We start from the raw sequence: 16,017 nt of genomic DNA, 5'->3' as shown, positions 1-16,017 counted from the left end.
CCCTTACTGTTTTATAAATTGTGTGTTATATTATAACATAATCATAGTATATAATCTATAAAGTTATTGGATTATAAAGTATATTATATGCAATTTTGCTAAAAAATAAAATCTGTTTAAATATGAGGTAATAATATGTGTTGTAAGGAATATGAAAAACTTAGTGATGAACAATTAAAAGCAGTAATTTGTGAGGAAGAGAACATATTAGTTAGTGCTGGACCAGGCAGTGGTAAAACTGTTGTAATAGTTAATAAAGTTCATCATTTGATAAAATATAAGAATGTTAATCCTAGAAATATTATAGTTATAACATTTACTAAAGCTGCTGCAAATAATATGAGAAATAGATACAAGTATTTAAGTAAAGAAAAAGTCAGCCCTTTTTTTGGTACATTTCATGGATTGTTTTATAAAATATTAAATTCTTATTATGGGAAAATAGATATCATAGAATCACAAGAAACCTATAAAATAATTAGAAGCTTTTTATCAACCTATATGGATGAGGTAGGGGATGAAAAAGTAAAAGAATATATAAGTAATATATCCTTATTGAAAAGTAGCAACTTACAAATTAATGAATTTGAAACAACGTTGGATAAGGAACTATTTAAAAACTGTTATGAAATATATGAGAGCTATAAAAATGAAAAAAACATATATGATTTTGATGATTTACAAATAATGTGTAAGAATTTATTTATTAAGAATCCTAGGCTACTTCAGAATTATAAGGATTTGTTTAAATATATATTAATTGATGAATTTCAAGATTGTGATGAAATTCAAATAGATATCTTAAAATTACTTAAAGGAAATAATCAAATTTTTGCAGTAGGCGATGAAGATCAATGTATATATAGTTTTAGAGGGTCTAGACCAGATTATATGGTAGATTTTAATAAGTATTTTCCAAATGCAAAAGAAATATTTCTCTCCACCAATTATAGATGTACTAATAATATTGTAGAAACTTCTATGAAAGTTATAAAAAAGAATTTTTTAAGAAGTAAAAAAAATATAATAGCCTATAAAAAATATAATGGTGAAATAAAAATTGTAAGCAGTGACAATGAAAATTTAGAGGCAGATTACATTGCTTCACATATAGAAAAAAAAATAATAACTAATAAAGAGGAACTTAGTGACTTTGCTGTAATCTATAGAACTAATATTGAAAGTAGAAATATAATTGATACTTTCATTAGAAAAAGAATACCCTTTAGGCTTTTAGATAAAGAATATAATTTTTTTGAACATTTTATTTGTCAAGATATAATATCTTATTTGAGATTAAGTATTAATAATAAAGATAAAGAAAGCTTTTTAAGAATTATAAATAAACCTTATAGATATGTTAGCAAAGTTTTATTGGAGAAAATTAAATACAGTAGTTCAGATGAAGACTGTTTTGAAATATTGAAATCAAGTAGTGATATTAAAGCTTTTCAAATTAAAAATATAGATAAGTTAAAAAATGACATACATAGTTTAAATAAAATGTCATTAAATACTGCAATTGCCTTTATCATTCAGGATTTAGGCTATTATGATTATTTAAAAGATTATTCTTCAAGATTTAAAGGTAGTCTTAAGGATTTAGAAAATATTTTAGAAGAATTTAAGTCTTCAGCCTATGAACAGAGAACTATTATTTCTTTTTTGGCCTATATAGAAGAATATAAAAATCATATAATAAACAAAAATAAAAAAGAAGATGCAGTAATATTAAGTACTATACATGGGGTAAAGGGAATGGAATTTAAAAATGTTTTCATAATTAATATGGTACAGGGATATATTCCTCATGAAAACAATATAGAGAATAATATAGAGGAAGAAAGAAGATTATTTTATGTAGCTATGACTCGTAGTATTGAAAATCTTTTTCTATTTATACCTAAAAAAATACAAAGTCAAAGCTATAGGCCTTCTCAATTTATAAAAGAATGTGAATATAAAAATTCTCTTCCATTTAAATCTAATGATTTTGTAGTTCATAAAAGTCACGGTAGAGGTAAAATTACATATATAGATGAAAATACAATAGAAATCGAGTTTACTAATATAACTAAGAGATTTGATTTAAATGTATTGTGTGATTATAACTTAATAGAATTAGTGGATAAATAGTTTAATTCATTTCATACATGTAACTATTAAAAAGATAATAAGCTTATATATTATAAAAATATCCATAAGTAGGATATGACATAAAAGAACCTCTACTATGACATACCTCATAGTAGAGGTTCTTAATTTAAAGACATATGAAAAGTATTTAGATAGTTTTACAACCTATAGTGTATATAAATTCGAGAGGATTAGATTATTATGAATAATAAATTCTTATATGAGTTACAAGAAGATATTTTAGATAAAAAAGCAATTTATATATTATATGCATTTGTTTTTATATTATCTTTTATCATTAACATTGAAAACATCAAATTGTATGTTAATATATTTAGATTTATTTTATCTGGAATAGCTCTAGTGTTTTTAGTCTTAATTTATTTAAAATGTAAAAATTCTAGAAATCAAAAGGAGAATAGAATAATTGTTCAAAATATATTCTTTTTTATTGTGTTAACGTTTAGCTGCATGTATGTTTTTATAAAAGATTTATTATGAAAGGTTAAAATTATTCTCATATAAGTTAAGTATGAAGTTATAAAATATATTTAAAAGTAAAGACCAACAGGTTTATTCTGTTGGTCTTTACTTTTAAATCCTTATAGATGTAGTAGATAATTTAAATAAAGTCTAAAAATAACCTTATTTCATAGCATTGCTATAATATAAGATTAAATTAGTTAACATAATTATAATTATGATTTTATATATCTAAAGTAAACTTAATAATATATATTTAAATAAACATTTTATACAAATATATATTATGCAATTTAAACTTTATTTTAATATAATGTAATTAGAATTTAATGAAATTAATAAAGAACAATAATTAAGGATTTGTTGAAGTATTTTTAATAATAGTATATAATCTTAATAAGTTTAAAGTACGGTAAAAAAAGATTAAGCTTAAAAATAATAGGCAAAAAGGTCTATTATTTTTTTATGGAGGCATAGTTATGGATTTTCTTAATATGGCAAAGAATATAGAAGATGAATTAATTGAAATTAGAAGAGATTTACATAGAAATCCCGAGTTAGGTTTCGATTTGCCTCAAACTTCAGGAAAGATTAAAGCTTTTTTAAAGAGTGAAAATATTTCTTATACTGAAGTGGCTAAAACGGGAGTAGTGGCTACTATAAAGGGAAGTAAACACCCAGAAGAAAAGAATTTTAAGACTATAGCTATAAGAGCAGATATGGATGCTTTGCCACTAGAGGATAAGAAGACTACTGTATATACTTCTAACATAAAGGGAAAAATGCATGCATGTGGTCATGATGCGCATACAACTATAGCTCTAGGTGCTGCAAAAATATTGAATTCCATTAAAGATGAATTTAGTGGTAATATAAAATTTTTCTTTGAGCCTGCAGAAGAAACTGTAGGAGGAGCTCAATTAATGATTGAAGAAGGTGTACTTAAAAATCCTCCTGTGGATGGAGTTATAGGTCTTCATGTAGATGAAAATTTAGAATGCGGAAAAATTGGAATTAAAAGAGGAACAGCTTATGCAGCCTCAAATCCTTTTACTATAAAGATACATGGAAGAGGTACACATGGTGCGAGTCCTCATAAAGGAGTAGACCCAATAGTCATTGCAAGTCATGTAGTTTTAGCACTCCAAACCATTGTAAGTAGAGAAATTTCTCCTACATCTCCAGCGGTAGTAACAGTAGGGACAATTAAGGGTGGCACAGCACAAAATATTATACCTGAAGAAGTTGAAATATCAGGAATTCTTAGAACTATGGAAATAAGTCATAGAAAATATGTAAAAGAACGATTGTCAGAAATAGTAAATGGCATAGTTACATCTATGAGAGGACGTTGTGAAATAAAAATTGATGAAAGCTATCCATGTCTTTTAAATGATGACAATATGTATAATATATTTGAAAATAGTGCTATAAGCTTATTAGGACAGGATAAAATTAAAGTCTATAATGAACCCACTATGGGAGTTGAAAGTTTTGCTTATTTTTCCTTAGAAAAGCCTTCAATGTTTTATTGGCTTGGATGTGGCAATTTGGAAAAGGGAGTTGTACATCCTGCTCATAGTAGTTTATTTGATATAGATGAAAATTGTTTAGCTATAGGAGTAGCTATGCATTGTAAAATGGCTTTGGACTTTTTAAATAAATAATTACAAAAAAATAAGTTTTACATTAGGAGGAAAGTATGAGGATTGATATAGGATCAAATGAAGCAGGACAAAGATGTGATAAATTTGCAAGAAAATTATTAAAGGATGTCCCTTTAAGTGCAATATACAAAGCTTTTAGAAAGGGAGACATTAAAGTAAATGGTAAAAAGGTAAAAGAAAAATATTCCTTAGAAGAAGGGGATATAGTTGAAATTAGAGAAATTAAAACTGAAGCAAGTAATAATAAGAATAAACAATTTGACAGAATTGATAATAAACTGAAAATAACTTATGAAGATGAAAATATGATATTAGTAGAAAAATGGCCAGGAGTCCTAGTACATAGTGATAAGAAAAATGGGGAAGCTACATTGACAGATTATGTACTTTCATATCTATATGATAAAGGTGATTATCAACCAGAGAAGGAAGTAACCTTTACTCCTGCACCTTGTAATAGATTAGATAGAAATACATCTGGTATTGTGTTATTTGGTAAGAACTTTAATGCACTAAAGCAATTGAATGAAATGATTAGAGAGAGAAAAATCGAAAAATATTATATGGCATTAGTGAAAAATAGAATTAAGGATGGAATGTATGAAGCATATATTTCTAAAAATGAAGATACCAATATATCTAAGGTTTATGATAAACCAATGCCAAACACAAAAAAGATAGCTATGAAAGTTAAAACAATACAAAGTTGTGGAACTTTTTCATTAATAGAAATAGATCTATTAACAGGAAGAAGTCATCAACTTAGAGCACATTTATCCTTTTTAGGAAATCCAATAGTAGGAGATATCAAATACGGTGATAAAAAGTTAAATAGTTTTTTTGTTAACAGATATGGATTAAACTATCAATTCTTATATGCTTATAAGGTTATATTTAAGAATACTCCTGATACATTATCATATTTAGAAAATAAAACAATTGCAGAATCGTTACCTCCAATACTTAAGAAGATAAAAAATGATGTTTTTAAAATCTAGTGGAGGTGTATTATGGGAAATAGTTCGAAGTTAAACACACAATCTGCGGCTAAAGGTGTTGCTATATTAAGTATGGCAATGCTTTTTGTAAAGCTAATGTCTCTTTTGTATGTTCCAGTATTAAGAGCTATTTTAAAGTCAGAAGGTATAGGTGTATATTACTCTTGTTATCAAATATTTCAATACTTTTATATAATAGGTAATGCAGGATTACCAGTAGCTATTTCTAAGATAGTTTCTGAATTTATAGCCCTCGGTAACTATAAAGATGCACTTAAAACTTTTAAAATGGCAAGGGCTATGGCCTTTATATTAGGGCTTGTACTAACATTGTTACTATTTTTATTTGCGGAACCTTTAGCGAAAAGTATGAATAGTGAACAGTCAACATATGCACTTATGGCATTATCACCAACGATATTAATTACAACTATATTATGTGCTTATAAGGGATATTTTCAAGGTAGAGGAAATATGACTCCTACAGCAATTTCTCAGGTGATTGAACAGGTATTTAATACAGGTTTTAGTTTGATTTTTGCTTATTTATTAATTGGATATGGAAACGAATATGGGGCAGCAGGTGGTACTGTTGGTACAACCTTAGGGGCTCTAGTAGCAGCAATATATTTCTTTAGATTTTATAATAAAAATAGAGCTAATAATATACCCCTAGGTTATAGTCATAAAGGTATAGAACGAGCTTCTAATGAAGAAATTGCAAAGAAAATTTTATTTTATGCTATCCCTATAACTATTGGTATAGCTATACAACAAGCAGGAACTTTGGTAGATTTAAAATTGGTGAAAGGCAGATTAGATATAGCTGGTTTTGATAAGTCAAACATAGAGATATTATGGGGAATATTAAGTCAATATACTGTATTAATAAATGTGCCTTTAGCCTTAGTAAGTTCACTATCAATTTCAATAGTTCCTATAATTTCAGCTCATAGTGCAACTAAAGATAAGAAATCTTTAAGAAATAGTGTTAATACTAGTGTAAAAGCAACCTATTTAATTACAGTTCCTTCTGCTGTAGGACTTTCTGTATTTAGTTTACAGATACTTCAATTATTAAAACTTGATTTAAATATATCTAACCTATTATTTTATGGATCTTATGTAATAATATTAATGGCAATAGTATATTTACAAACATCTATATTACAGGGACTAGGAAAGGTTAAGGCAGTAACAATATTTTCAGTAATAGGACTTATAGGAAAAATTATTGCTAACTATGTATTTGTTGCTATCCCAGAAATCAATATATTAGGAGCAATAATAGGAAATGCTATTTCATTTTTAATAATGCTTATATTAAACCAGTTATTAATAAATCAAAGTCTTAAAATTAGAGTCAGTATTGTAAGGCCAATAATTAAACCTTTTATTGCATCAGCAGCTATGGCTACTGTAGGCTTAATATGGTACAACTTAGTATATAAAGTATTTTTAATGTTATCAAAAGGATATATAGCAAATGCATTATCTATAGCTACTACTATATTTGTTGCTATTGTAGTGTATTTTGTATCATTAATATATATAGGTGGAATTAGAAAAAGAGATCTTCAAGTGATACCTAGAAAATTAATAAGATTTATTCCTAAGAAATTATTACTAAAGATAAGGTAGGAACAATATTTAATTATTGTATTTATTTATAATAAAATATATGAAAAATAAGGTGAAATTTATTTAAACTATTTTTCATTGTAAACTGTAAAGTATAATATAAAAAATCGTGACTGATAGTCACGATTTTTTATGATGATCTTCTTATCATAAAGGTAGAGGTTATGAATAGTGAAAATCCAATTATTATTAAAATAATATTTTTAATAATAAATATATTATTTGGAATTATTATGTTCAATATCTTTAAAGTTAAAGCTGTTAAGATGGTTAAGCATATAATTATTAAAAACTCACCTAAATTCATAGATATAGATACCACTTTATTAATTTCAACCATATTAATTATTAAACCAATAATAGAAGATACAACTAATGCAATAGCATATCCTAATATATTAATTTTAGGAATTACTATTAGTATATATATTAGTAGTAATTGGATTAAAGATGTAATTAATGAACTTATCAATATAGTCTTTTGCTTTCCTAAACCATTTAAAATACCATAAGTACAAGATGAGGCATATAGAAAAGGTGCACAAATAGATACAACTTTAATATATAAGGAAAGATCATTTCTTTTGTAGAATAACATTCCAAGATTATTTGGGATTGTAAGGCATATTATCATAGTAGAAACACCCAATAAAAAACACATTTTAATCACTTCATTAATTCTTATTTCTAATCCAGTAAAATCTTTTCTAGTTAAATTTTTTGATATATCAGGTACTAATATTGTAGCCATAGATACTACAATTACAATTGGAAAATATATGATGGTTAAAGACATACCACTGAACTTTCCTATAATTTCTAGTGCAGCAGTATATTCTAATCCAGCTAATACTAATCTTCTAGGCACTAATAATGTAGAAAAACTTGAAATAGCTGTAGTTAATAAGCCATTGATAGCTAAAGGTGCTGCCACTACTAGCACATTAAATAATAATTGAGCACTGTTTTCTACCCGTTCTTCATTTAAATGTATGTCCATAAATTTAAGACTACTTCTTTTATAAAATAAATATAAAAGTACAAAGCTTACAAATTCACCTATGGCAAAGGAGGTGTAAGTAGCAGTGACTGTAGAGGTTATATCTTCTAACAAAAAATAATTTATTACAGATAATGTAATAAACATTCTTATTGCTTTTTCAGCGATATCAATAATTGCCGGTGTCTTAACTTCTAATACGCCATAAAAATAACCTTTATATACAGAGGAAATAGCAATAAAAATCAATGCAGGACATAATACCCACAATGAATATAATGTTCTACTATCTTTTATTATATGAGTACTAATAATTGGTGATAGTATAAATATTATTATTGTAACAAAAACAGACCAAATTAATGAGAACGTAAGTACTACATGGATGCTTTTATTTAAATTTTTATAATGACTTGTCCCATAATAAGAAGAAACTTCTTTAGATATGGCAGCAACTAGACCGCCACATACTAGGCAACAAAACAAATCATATATAGGCATTATAAGTCCATATAATCCAACTCCTTCTGGGCCTAGTTTGTCCGAAAGGATAATAGAAAAAACAAATCTTATTATAGCCATAGCTAAATTAGATATAGTTAAGACAAAGGTATCTCTATAAAACGTATCATTACCCATAAAAACCCCCACTAAAGTAATATATTAATACTTATATGTAGACGAGCAGACTTATATTCTCATTTTATTATTTAAAATTTTTGTGATTTAGTCATTGAAATTTCTATAACTTCTTCCTCAATTGTGAATTGTAAATTGTGCATTATTCTAAGTTGTGAATTGAAATATTTAATAGCGTGCTTATTATCTATATAGTAACTTTTTGGATAGCTTATCTATAACTTACTTTTTAATCTAAGCTTTAACAAATATACTTATAGTTAAGATAGTGAATATAATAACAATTTTATATATACTAATTAACACTTTACAGATTTTTATGTGTTATTTTTAACAACCATTTTTCAATTTAGTAAATAAAGAAAATGATTAGTAATTTAATGTAATTTGTAAAAATATATATTAATAAATATATAAATAATGGAGTGAGGTTATGAAGAAGATTTGTGGGTGGGCTTTATTGATAATATTTTCAATTTCAATCTTTATTTTTGTTAGTACAAGCAAAAATGACTATGGAATATCTTGTAAAGAAAGAAATGTTGGTTTAGAGATTAAATATAAAGGGCTATCTAATTCAAGAGATTTTGACAAAGATGAAGAAGGAAATTATTATATAGCTTTTAAAGATAGAATTATAATAATAGAAGATAACGGCAAAAGTTACAATTTATTCTCGAAAAATTCACTAAATATCACTAGCATTGAGTATGATAAAGAAAAAATTTATTATGCTTCAGATTCTTCGATTTTTTGCTATGATTTAAAAACTAAAGAACATAGTGAATGTATTAAAGGAATACCTAATATAGGAGATTATAATAAGATATTGTTAAAGTTAAGTGGAGAGTATCTATTTGTTGCTATAGGATCAGCTACTAATTCAGGTGTAGTAGGTGAAGATAATCTTTGGAAGAAAAATTATCCTACAGAACACGATTATAGCCCTAACTCTATAACTTTAAAAGGATATAATTTCGGAGAGATAAATACTGGTGCATTCGTAGAATATGGAAAATCCAATTTAGATGGACAAATAATAGAAAAAAACGAAATAGGCAATTCCACAGTAGTTATTTATAATATAAACACAAAGGCTTATGAAACATTTGCTTGGGGGATTAGGAATATAATGGGGATGGATTTTTCAAGTGAGGGAAAATTGGTTGCTACAGTAGGGGGAATGGAGCAGAGAGGATTAAGGCCAATAAGTAATGATAGTGATTATATATACGAAATTCAAAAGGGAGTATGGCATGGTTTCCCAGATTTTTCCGGAGGAGACCCTGTAACTTCTTTAAGATTTTTAGATAAAGAGAACAAACCCATAGAATTTATTTTAGAAAAACATCCAAGCCAAACCCCACCAGGTCCATTATATCAACATAACAAGGTATCAGCATTAGGAACCATCGCAATTGATTCACAAGGAAAATTGGGGGGCAGAGATAGTATATATTTTTATGATCAGCTAGATAAAAAAATATATAACTACAATAAATTTAAAACATCCAAAGAATATATAACTTTTGGAGATAAATCACAAGTTGAAAGTATAAAGATATTAGATAATAAACTTAATATTTTAGAAAATAATCAAGGAGTATTATATGAGTTAAAGACTTGCGAAAATAAAAATAATGTAATATCATTAAAGGAATTGTTTAGATATTTATTGTTTATTGCACTAACTCTCATTATTATGATCATTATATTATTTATATAGTAAGAAGTTAAAAAAATAAAACTTATTTGAATTTAAATTAGAAGTTCTTAAATTATCTTAAAGCCTTAAAATTTTTCAAAGAAAAAGACGGAATATTAAGCTTAAAATTTATTTTCTAGAAATAAATAAATTAAATTTAAAATCTAGCTATCTTTTTTGATAACTTTGTTTATAATAATACTGTATTAATTTTTACAGTAGAAGGTGATAATATAATTAAACGGAAGATTGAAAATACTTATGGTTACACATTAAAATTTCTATTATATGCTTTTAATCCCATAAAGAAAAAGGTTAAAAAGACAGAGTGCATTGTTCATCAATTTATAAATAAAGAGGCCTTAGAAATTTTAAGAAATGATGGATATGAAAAACAGTACAAATTTTTTAAAAAGTATATCGAAATTTTAAACAAAGGTGTAATATGGGCAGATGCAGACTTTAAAAGTGCTAATCATTTTTATCATCATGAAGATGGAAGAGGTTTATATGGTTGTTCTAATGCATTAATTGAATGTGAAATCTATTATAATAAAGCTTTAAAGAATATCCATTGCAATAATATTCCTAAAGCTATATTTTATTTAGGAGCAGCATGCCATTTAATTCAAGATACAACGGTGCCTGCACATGCCAATGTAAATTTGAGGAATCATAAGAGTTTTGAAACATGGGCTATTAGACTTATCCAAAATGGATATACTCATCCTATTAAACAAGGAGCTATAAATTATAATACAGTTGAGGAGTATATTAAAGAAAATACTAAATACTCTAATAGAATTGATAGTACGTATAGGAATATTAGAAATAAAAATCAAAGATATGCTAAAGTTCTAGATAAGGTATTATTAAAAGCAAACCAAAGTACAGCAGGGTTTTTATTAATGTTTTATAATGATGTAAATAATTAATTAAAAGCATATGGAAGGAAATGTAAAAACCTCGTTGAATAGTATCTATAATAATCTTATATAGATATTAAATGAGGTGAAGAATTTATGAATAGTTCTGTATTTATTAATTTAGAAAACAATATTTTATATGGAAATTTGTTGGATATAGGTCATGACAATTATGGAGTAATATATAATCTGTTCAAGCATTATGATGAAGAATGTGATATTCAATATTTTGAAAAAAGAGCACGAAGGAATATTGAAAAACAGAGTTATGATAGTTGTATACTTTTTTTTAGTTTGAATTCAATATTTAAAAATATTGAAAAAAGGAGACTTATTGATGAAGTTGGAGACTATCTGAAAAATGATGGAATTTTATATATATGGGATATAGATAAAAAATTTTTAAAAACTTATGAAAATAATATAAAAGTATATATGCCAGATAAAAGTTTAAAGGAATTTCAGATTAAAGATTATAATATTTTAAAAGATAATTCTAAAGAAAAAATATTAGATCTAGTTGATAAACGATTTGAGGTTATGAACTTTAAAAGCAATAATGGAGTATACAATATAATTTGTAGAAAGAGGAGAAATAATGGATGAATGTTTTATTAGTTGGGGTAAATGCTAAATATATTCACAGTAATTTAGCAGTAAGGTATTTAAAGGCTTATACTAAAGATATGGATTATAATTGTGATATTATGGAGTTTTCTGTAAATGATAGGGTTGAGAGAATTGTAGAGGAAATAATGGAGAGAAAACCTAGATTACTAGGTTTTTCCTGTTATATATGGAATATTGAATATATAACAAGAATAACAACCTTAATAAAGTCAATAGATGATAGTATACAAATATTTTATGGTGGACCTGAAGTAAGTTATGATTCAGAGAATTTTCTAAAAGCTAACTGTGGTGAATATGTTATAGAGGGCGAAGGGGAAGAAACTTATAGAGAGTTTATTTATACTAAAATAAAAGAATATAAAAATGAAGAAGTAGATTATAGTAATATTAGAGGGCTTTACTCTAAAAAGAGTGGACAGATTTACTATGGTGGAAATCGTTCCTTAATGGACATGAATAAAATAGTCTTTCCTTATGAAGAAAGTGAAGACCTAGCTCATAAAATAGTATATTATGAAGCCTCTAGGGGATGTCCATTCAACTGTAAATATTGCTTATCTTCAACTTTTCATGGAGTTAGATTTATAGATATTGAAAAGGTGAAGAAAGATTTAAAATATTTTGTTGATAATAAAGTTAGATTAGTAAAATTTGTTGATAGGACATTTAACTGTAACGAAAGTTTTGCAAATAAAATTTGGAATTATTTAATTGAATTAGATGGAGAGACTAGATTTCACTTTGAGATATCTGCTGACTTATTAAGCAGTAAATCTATAGAAACACTATCCAAAGCAAAAAAAGGATTGTTTCAATTTGAAGTAGGTGTACAAACTACTAATGATAAAATTCTTAAGAATATAAATAGAAATGTTAATTTTTCTACAATAAAAGAAAAAGTGGAAGAATTAAAATGTTTAAAAAATATCATGCAGCATTTAGATCTTATAGCAGGACTTCCAGGAGAGGATTTTAATTCTTTTAAAAAATCTTTTAATGATGTATATGCAATAGGACCAGATGAACTTCAATTAGGTTTTCTAAAACTTTTAAAAGGATCAAGTATGAGAGAAGAAGCAGAAAAGTGGGATATGCATTATAGTCCATACCCTCCCTATGAAATATTGAAAACCAAAAATATAAGTTATAATGAATTAATTAGACTAAAGCATATTGAACATATGGTCGATAAATATTTAAACAGCGGAAAATTTAATAATATATTAAAGTATTTTGTAGAAAGTGATCTTTTTGATACTCCATTTGATTTTTATGAACAGCTATCACTGTTTTACAAAGAAAAGGGATATTTTAAAAGAAATATTTCTTCAAGTGAATATTATAAGGTATTTTTTGACTTCAATAATGAAATATTAAGAAGGAATAGTGAATTATTATGTGACATAATTAAGTTTGACTATTTAACCTATAATAAAAAAAGAGGAATTCCAGATTTTATTTATAGAGAAAGTGGTAAAAACATAGAAAAACAAATTAAAGAGAATCTCATTGATAATAATTTAATAAGTTCTGTTAATGATGTACATATTGAAAAATTCAATTATGACTTAAATCAATATTTTGTAAATAAATTGATAACGAAGAAGGATTTCTATGTAGGTTTCTTTAATAATAGCAATAATGTTTTAATAGATCTAGGAATATACTTAAAAAAATAGAAAAAAAATCCTAAATAATGAACAAATAATGAACAAATGGTTAATAATTAGTTAACTTTACCACTTAGTACGTTTTCACATCTTGTACAATAAATTTTAGCTATATATAATAAGTGGTAAACATAAACCTTTTATAAGTATTTTGTGATGTTTTATAAAGTATATGATATTGTGTTGGGGAGGAGATTATTCCTCTCTTTCCATATAATTATATTTTAAAAGGTGGTGATATTTTGGCATTAGAAGCTATAAACAAAGTTAAAACAGCAGAAGATCAAGCAGCACAAGCATTAGAAAAAGCATTGAAAGAAAGTAAAGATATAATTAAAAATGCAGAAAGAGAGGCAGATAAGCAGTATGAAGCTAGACTTACTGAAGCTTATAAAGAAGCAGAGCAAATAAAATCTAAATTTATAAGTGAAAGTGAAGTTGAGTCTGAACCTATAATGAAAAAAGGTAAGGAAGAAGTAGATCATATACTGAATGTAGATGCTAATAAATTTAATAGTGCTGTTAAATTAGTAATTGAGAGGATAGTGAATTTCAATGGCAATAGTTAAAATGAAGAAGTTTACGCTTTTAGCCTTTGAGTCACAAAAGCAAAAGCTATTGAAAGATCTACAAAGGTTAGAAAGTGTTCAATTTTCTGAGGTTTTAATACAAGAAGAACTTGAAGAATATTTACAAAAAGACTCTGCTCATATTGAAATATCAGAAATTGAAGAAGAGCAAGCAAAGATCAAGTTTGCTATTGATTTTTTAAGCCAGTATGAAGAAAAAAAAGGGACGATTCAGAGCTTAAAAGAGGGAAAAAACACTGTTACCTATTATGAACTTGAAAAAGCAGTTGAAGATTTACAATGGGAAAAACAATATAATTATTTAAAAGAAAAAGAAAACACTATCAACAAGAAAAAACAGCATATCTCAAAACTATCTAGTGAGATTGAAGAAATAGGTAAATGGAGCAATTTAGATATATCCATGAATGAAGTAAATAATTTTAAAAATTGCATTGCCTATTTAGGGGTAGTTCCTAAGAATTTCATAGAAAATTTAAGGGAAGATATAAGTTTTCAATATAATAATTGTTATATTGAGGTTGTAAATGAAGATAATAGAGACGGTAATATTCTAATAATTTTCCATAAAGAGTTACAAAGTGAAATAGAAACTTTACTAAAGAGATATAGTTTTAGTAAGGTAAATTATGATTATGAAGTACCGCCAAAGGAAGTTATTAGAAATTTTAAAACCAAAATAAAAGAATTAAAAAATGAGTTAGAAAATATAAAAAAAGAGATTGAAGAACATGTGAAATATATAAGTGATTTTAAGCTTATATATGAGTATAACGAAAATCATTTACTGAGATTAGAGAGTTGTAATAATTTTTTAAGAAGCAAAAATATTCTAACAATAGAAGGATGGTTACCAGAAGAAGCTATAGATGAATTTGAAGAAACAATAAGTAAAAGTCTAAATAGTGAATATTATTTAGAATTAGAAGATGCAAAGGGTGAAGAGGTTCCTATACTATTAAAAAATGGAACAGTATCAGAGGCTTTTGAACCAATTACAGAAATGTATAGTATGCCTAGATACAATGAGATAGATCCAACACCATTATTTATGCCTTTCTATTTTATCTTCTTTGGTATGATGCTATCAGATGCTGGATATGGATTTCTTATGTTCATAGGTTCTTTGGTAGCGTTAAAATTCTTCAATCTAGATGAAGATAAAAGAAAATCCGTCAAAATGTTCTTCTATTTAAGTATATCCACAATTTTTTGGGGAGTAATGTATGGTAGTTACTTCGGAGATGCAATTAAAATTAGTCCAATATGGATGAAGCCAGATAGTAATGTAATTTTATTGATGATAGTTTCAGTGGCTTTGGGATTAATTCAAATATATGTTGGCTTAGGAATTAAAGCATATATGCTGGTTAGAGATGGAAAACCATTAGACGCACTATTAGATGTAGGGTTATGGTATTTAACTTTAACAGGAAGCATTCTGTGGTTATTATCAGCTTCAGGTGCATTAAGTAGTTTATCTTCAAGTGGGAATATTCCTACAATTGCAAAATATGCTACATTTGGTGGCATGATATTAATTTTATTAACTCACGGAAGAAGTGAAAAGGGAATAGGCGCAAAACTTGGTGCAGGTTTGTATTCATTATATGGAATAACAGGTTATGTAGGAGATTTAGTATCTTATACTAGGCTTGCAGCACTTGGACTTGCAACAGGATTTATTGGATCAGCATTTAACTTAATGATTGGAATGCTAGGAAATCCAATAGCGAAAATTTTAGCTGGATCACTAATATTTGTAGTAGGTCACTTATTTAATTTATTCATAAATGCCTTAGGAGCTTATGTTCATACTTGTAGATTACAATATCTTGAGTATTTTAATAAGTTTTATGAAGGCGGAGGTAAAACATTTAGACCATTAAAATTTAGTTCAAAATATGTAAAAGTTGTTAAGGATTAAGG

11 protein-coding genes are annotated in these 16,017 nt (G+C 26.3%); 10 read left to right on the top strand and 1 reads right to left on the bottom strand.

Going from position 1 to position 16,017, the window contains the following annotated elements:
• The first annotated feature begins 135 nt into the window (after nt 1–135).
• The 4 genes from B3603_RS05740 (at nt 136) to B3603_RS05725 (ending at nt 6,925) form a co-directional block, all read left to right on the top strand.
• The gene (locus tag B3603_RS05740) at nt 136–2,136 is read left to right on the top strand and encodes an ATP-dependent helicase (protein WP_291561817.1); all 2,001 of its coding nucleotides are present in this window, start codon (nt 136–138) and stop codon (nt 2,134–2,136) included.
• Between the two features lie 962 nt (nt 2,137–3,098).
• On the top strand, nt 3,099–4,286 hold the full coding sequence (locus B3603_RS05735) for a M20 metallopeptidase family protein (RefSeq protein WP_291561815.1): 1,188 nt from the start codon (nt 3,099–3,101) through the stop codon (nt 4,284–4,286).
• A 35-nt stretch (nt 4,287–4,321) separates the two neighbouring features.
• Complete coding sequence (locus B3603_RS05730; RefSeq protein WP_291561813.1) at nt 4,322–5,284, top strand: RluA family pseudouridine synthase; 963 nt, start codon at nt 4,322–4,324, stop codon at nt 5,282–5,284.
• Nucleotides 5,285–5,296: 12 nt separating this feature from the next.
• Entirely contained in the window at nt 5,297–6,925 is a 1,629-nt protein-coding gene (locus B3603_RS05725) for a putative polysaccharide biosynthesis protein (protein ID WP_291561811.1), read from the top strand.
• 130 nt (nt 6,926–7,055) lie between these two features.
• Here B3603_RS05725 and spoVB read toward each other — a convergent pair whose 3' ends face one another.
• A complete protein-coding gene (gene spoVB / locus B3603_RS05720; protein ID WP_291561809.1) occupies nt 7,056–8,564 on the bottom strand; it encodes a stage V sporulation protein B in 1,509 nt (502 codons plus the stop codon).
• Between the two features lie 433 nt (nt 8,565–8,997).
• On the opposite strand from spoVB, the gene B3603_RS05715 reads away from it, so the two are divergent.
• The 6 genes from B3603_RS05715 (at nt 8,998) to B3603_RS05690 (ending at nt 16,015) form a co-directional block, all read left to right on the top strand.
• The gene (locus B3603_RS05715) at nt 8,998–10,290 is read left to right on the top strand and encodes a hypothetical protein (protein WP_291561807.1); all 1,293 of its coding nucleotides are present in this window, start codon (nt 8,998–9,000) and stop codon (nt 10,288–10,290) included.
• Nucleotides 10,291–10,439: 149 nt separating this feature from the next.
• Complete coding sequence (locus tag B3603_RS05710; RefSeq protein ID WP_349676790.1) at nt 10,440–11,204, top strand: zinc dependent phospholipase C family protein; 765 nt, start codon at nt 10,440–10,442, stop codon at nt 11,202–11,204.
• Nucleotides 11,205–11,291: 87 nt separating this feature from the next.
• Entirely contained in the window at nt 11,292–11,801 is a 510-nt protein-coding gene (locus B3603_RS05705) for a class I SAM-dependent methyltransferase (RefSeq protein ID WP_291561805.1), read from the top strand.
• The gene (locus tag B3603_RS05700) at nt 11,798–13,507 is read left to right on the top strand and encodes a B12-binding domain-containing radical SAM protein (protein WP_291561804.1); all 1,710 of its coding nucleotides are present in this window, start codon (nt 11,798–11,800) and stop codon (nt 13,505–13,507) included. The genes B3603_RS05705 and B3603_RS05700 overlap by 4 nt, the downstream gene beginning before the upstream one ends.
• Nucleotides 13,508–13,740: 233 nt before the next feature.
• The gene (locus B3603_RS05695; protein ID WP_291561802.1) at nt 13,741–14,067 is read left to right on the top strand and encodes an ATPase; all 327 of its coding nucleotides are present in this window, start codon (nt 13,741–13,743) and stop codon (nt 14,065–14,067) included.
• 1 nt (nt 14,068) lies between these two features.
• Complete coding sequence (locus tag B3603_RS05690) at nt 14,069–16,015, top strand: V-type ATP synthase subunit I (RefSeq protein WP_291561800.1); 1,947 nt, start codon at nt 14,069–14,071, stop codon at nt 16,013–16,015.
• Nucleotides 16,016–16,017 lie beyond the last annotated feature (2 nt).

Source organism: Clostridium sp. UBA2485, from assembly GCF_002341865.1.
Taxonomy (GTDB): domain Bacteria; phylum Bacillota; class Clostridia; order Clostridiales; family Clostridiaceae; genus Clostridium_J.
Note: the sequence above shows the minus strand (reverse complement) of the source record. Positions and strands in the feature narration are given on the sequence as shown.

What these genes read in the sequence shown, in the direction of transcription:
- B3603_RS05725 (WP_291561811.1), top strand. Translation starts at nt 5,297, where the DNA reads ATGGGAAATAGTTCGAAGTTAAACACACAATCTGCGGCTAAAGGTGTT.
- B3603_RS05700 (WP_291561804.1), top strand. Translation starts at nt 11,798, where the DNA reads ATGAATGTTTTATTAGTTGGGGTAAATGCTAAATATATTCACAGTAAT.
- B3603_RS05730 (WP_291561813.1), top strand. Translation starts at nt 4,322, where the DNA reads ATGAGGATTGATATAGGATCAAATGAAGCAGGACAAAGATGTGATAAA.
- B3603_RS05715 (WP_291561807.1), top strand. Translation starts at nt 8,998, where the DNA reads ATGAAGAAGATTTGTGGGTGGGCTTTATTGATAATATTTTCAATTTCA.
- B3603_RS05735 (WP_291561815.1), top strand. Translation starts at nt 3,099, where the DNA reads ATGGATTTTCTTAATATGGCAAAGAATATAGAAGATGAATTAATTGAA.
- B3603_RS05740 (WP_291561817.1), top strand. Translation starts at nt 136, where the DNA reads ATGTGTTGTAAGGAATATGAAAAACTTAGTGATGAACAATTAAAAGCA.
- B3603_RS05705 (WP_291561805.1), top strand. Translation starts at nt 11,292, where the DNA reads ATGAATAGTTCTGTATTTATTAATTTAGAAAACAATATTTTATATGGA.
- B3603_RS05690 (WP_291561800.1), top strand. Translation starts at nt 14,069, where the DNA reads ATGAAGAAGTTTACGCTTTTAGCCTTTGAGTCACAAAAGCAAAAGCTA.
- spoVB (WP_291561809.1), bottom strand. Translation starts at nt 8,564, where the DNA reads ATGGGTAATGATACGTTTTATAGAGATACCTTTGTCTTAACTATATCT.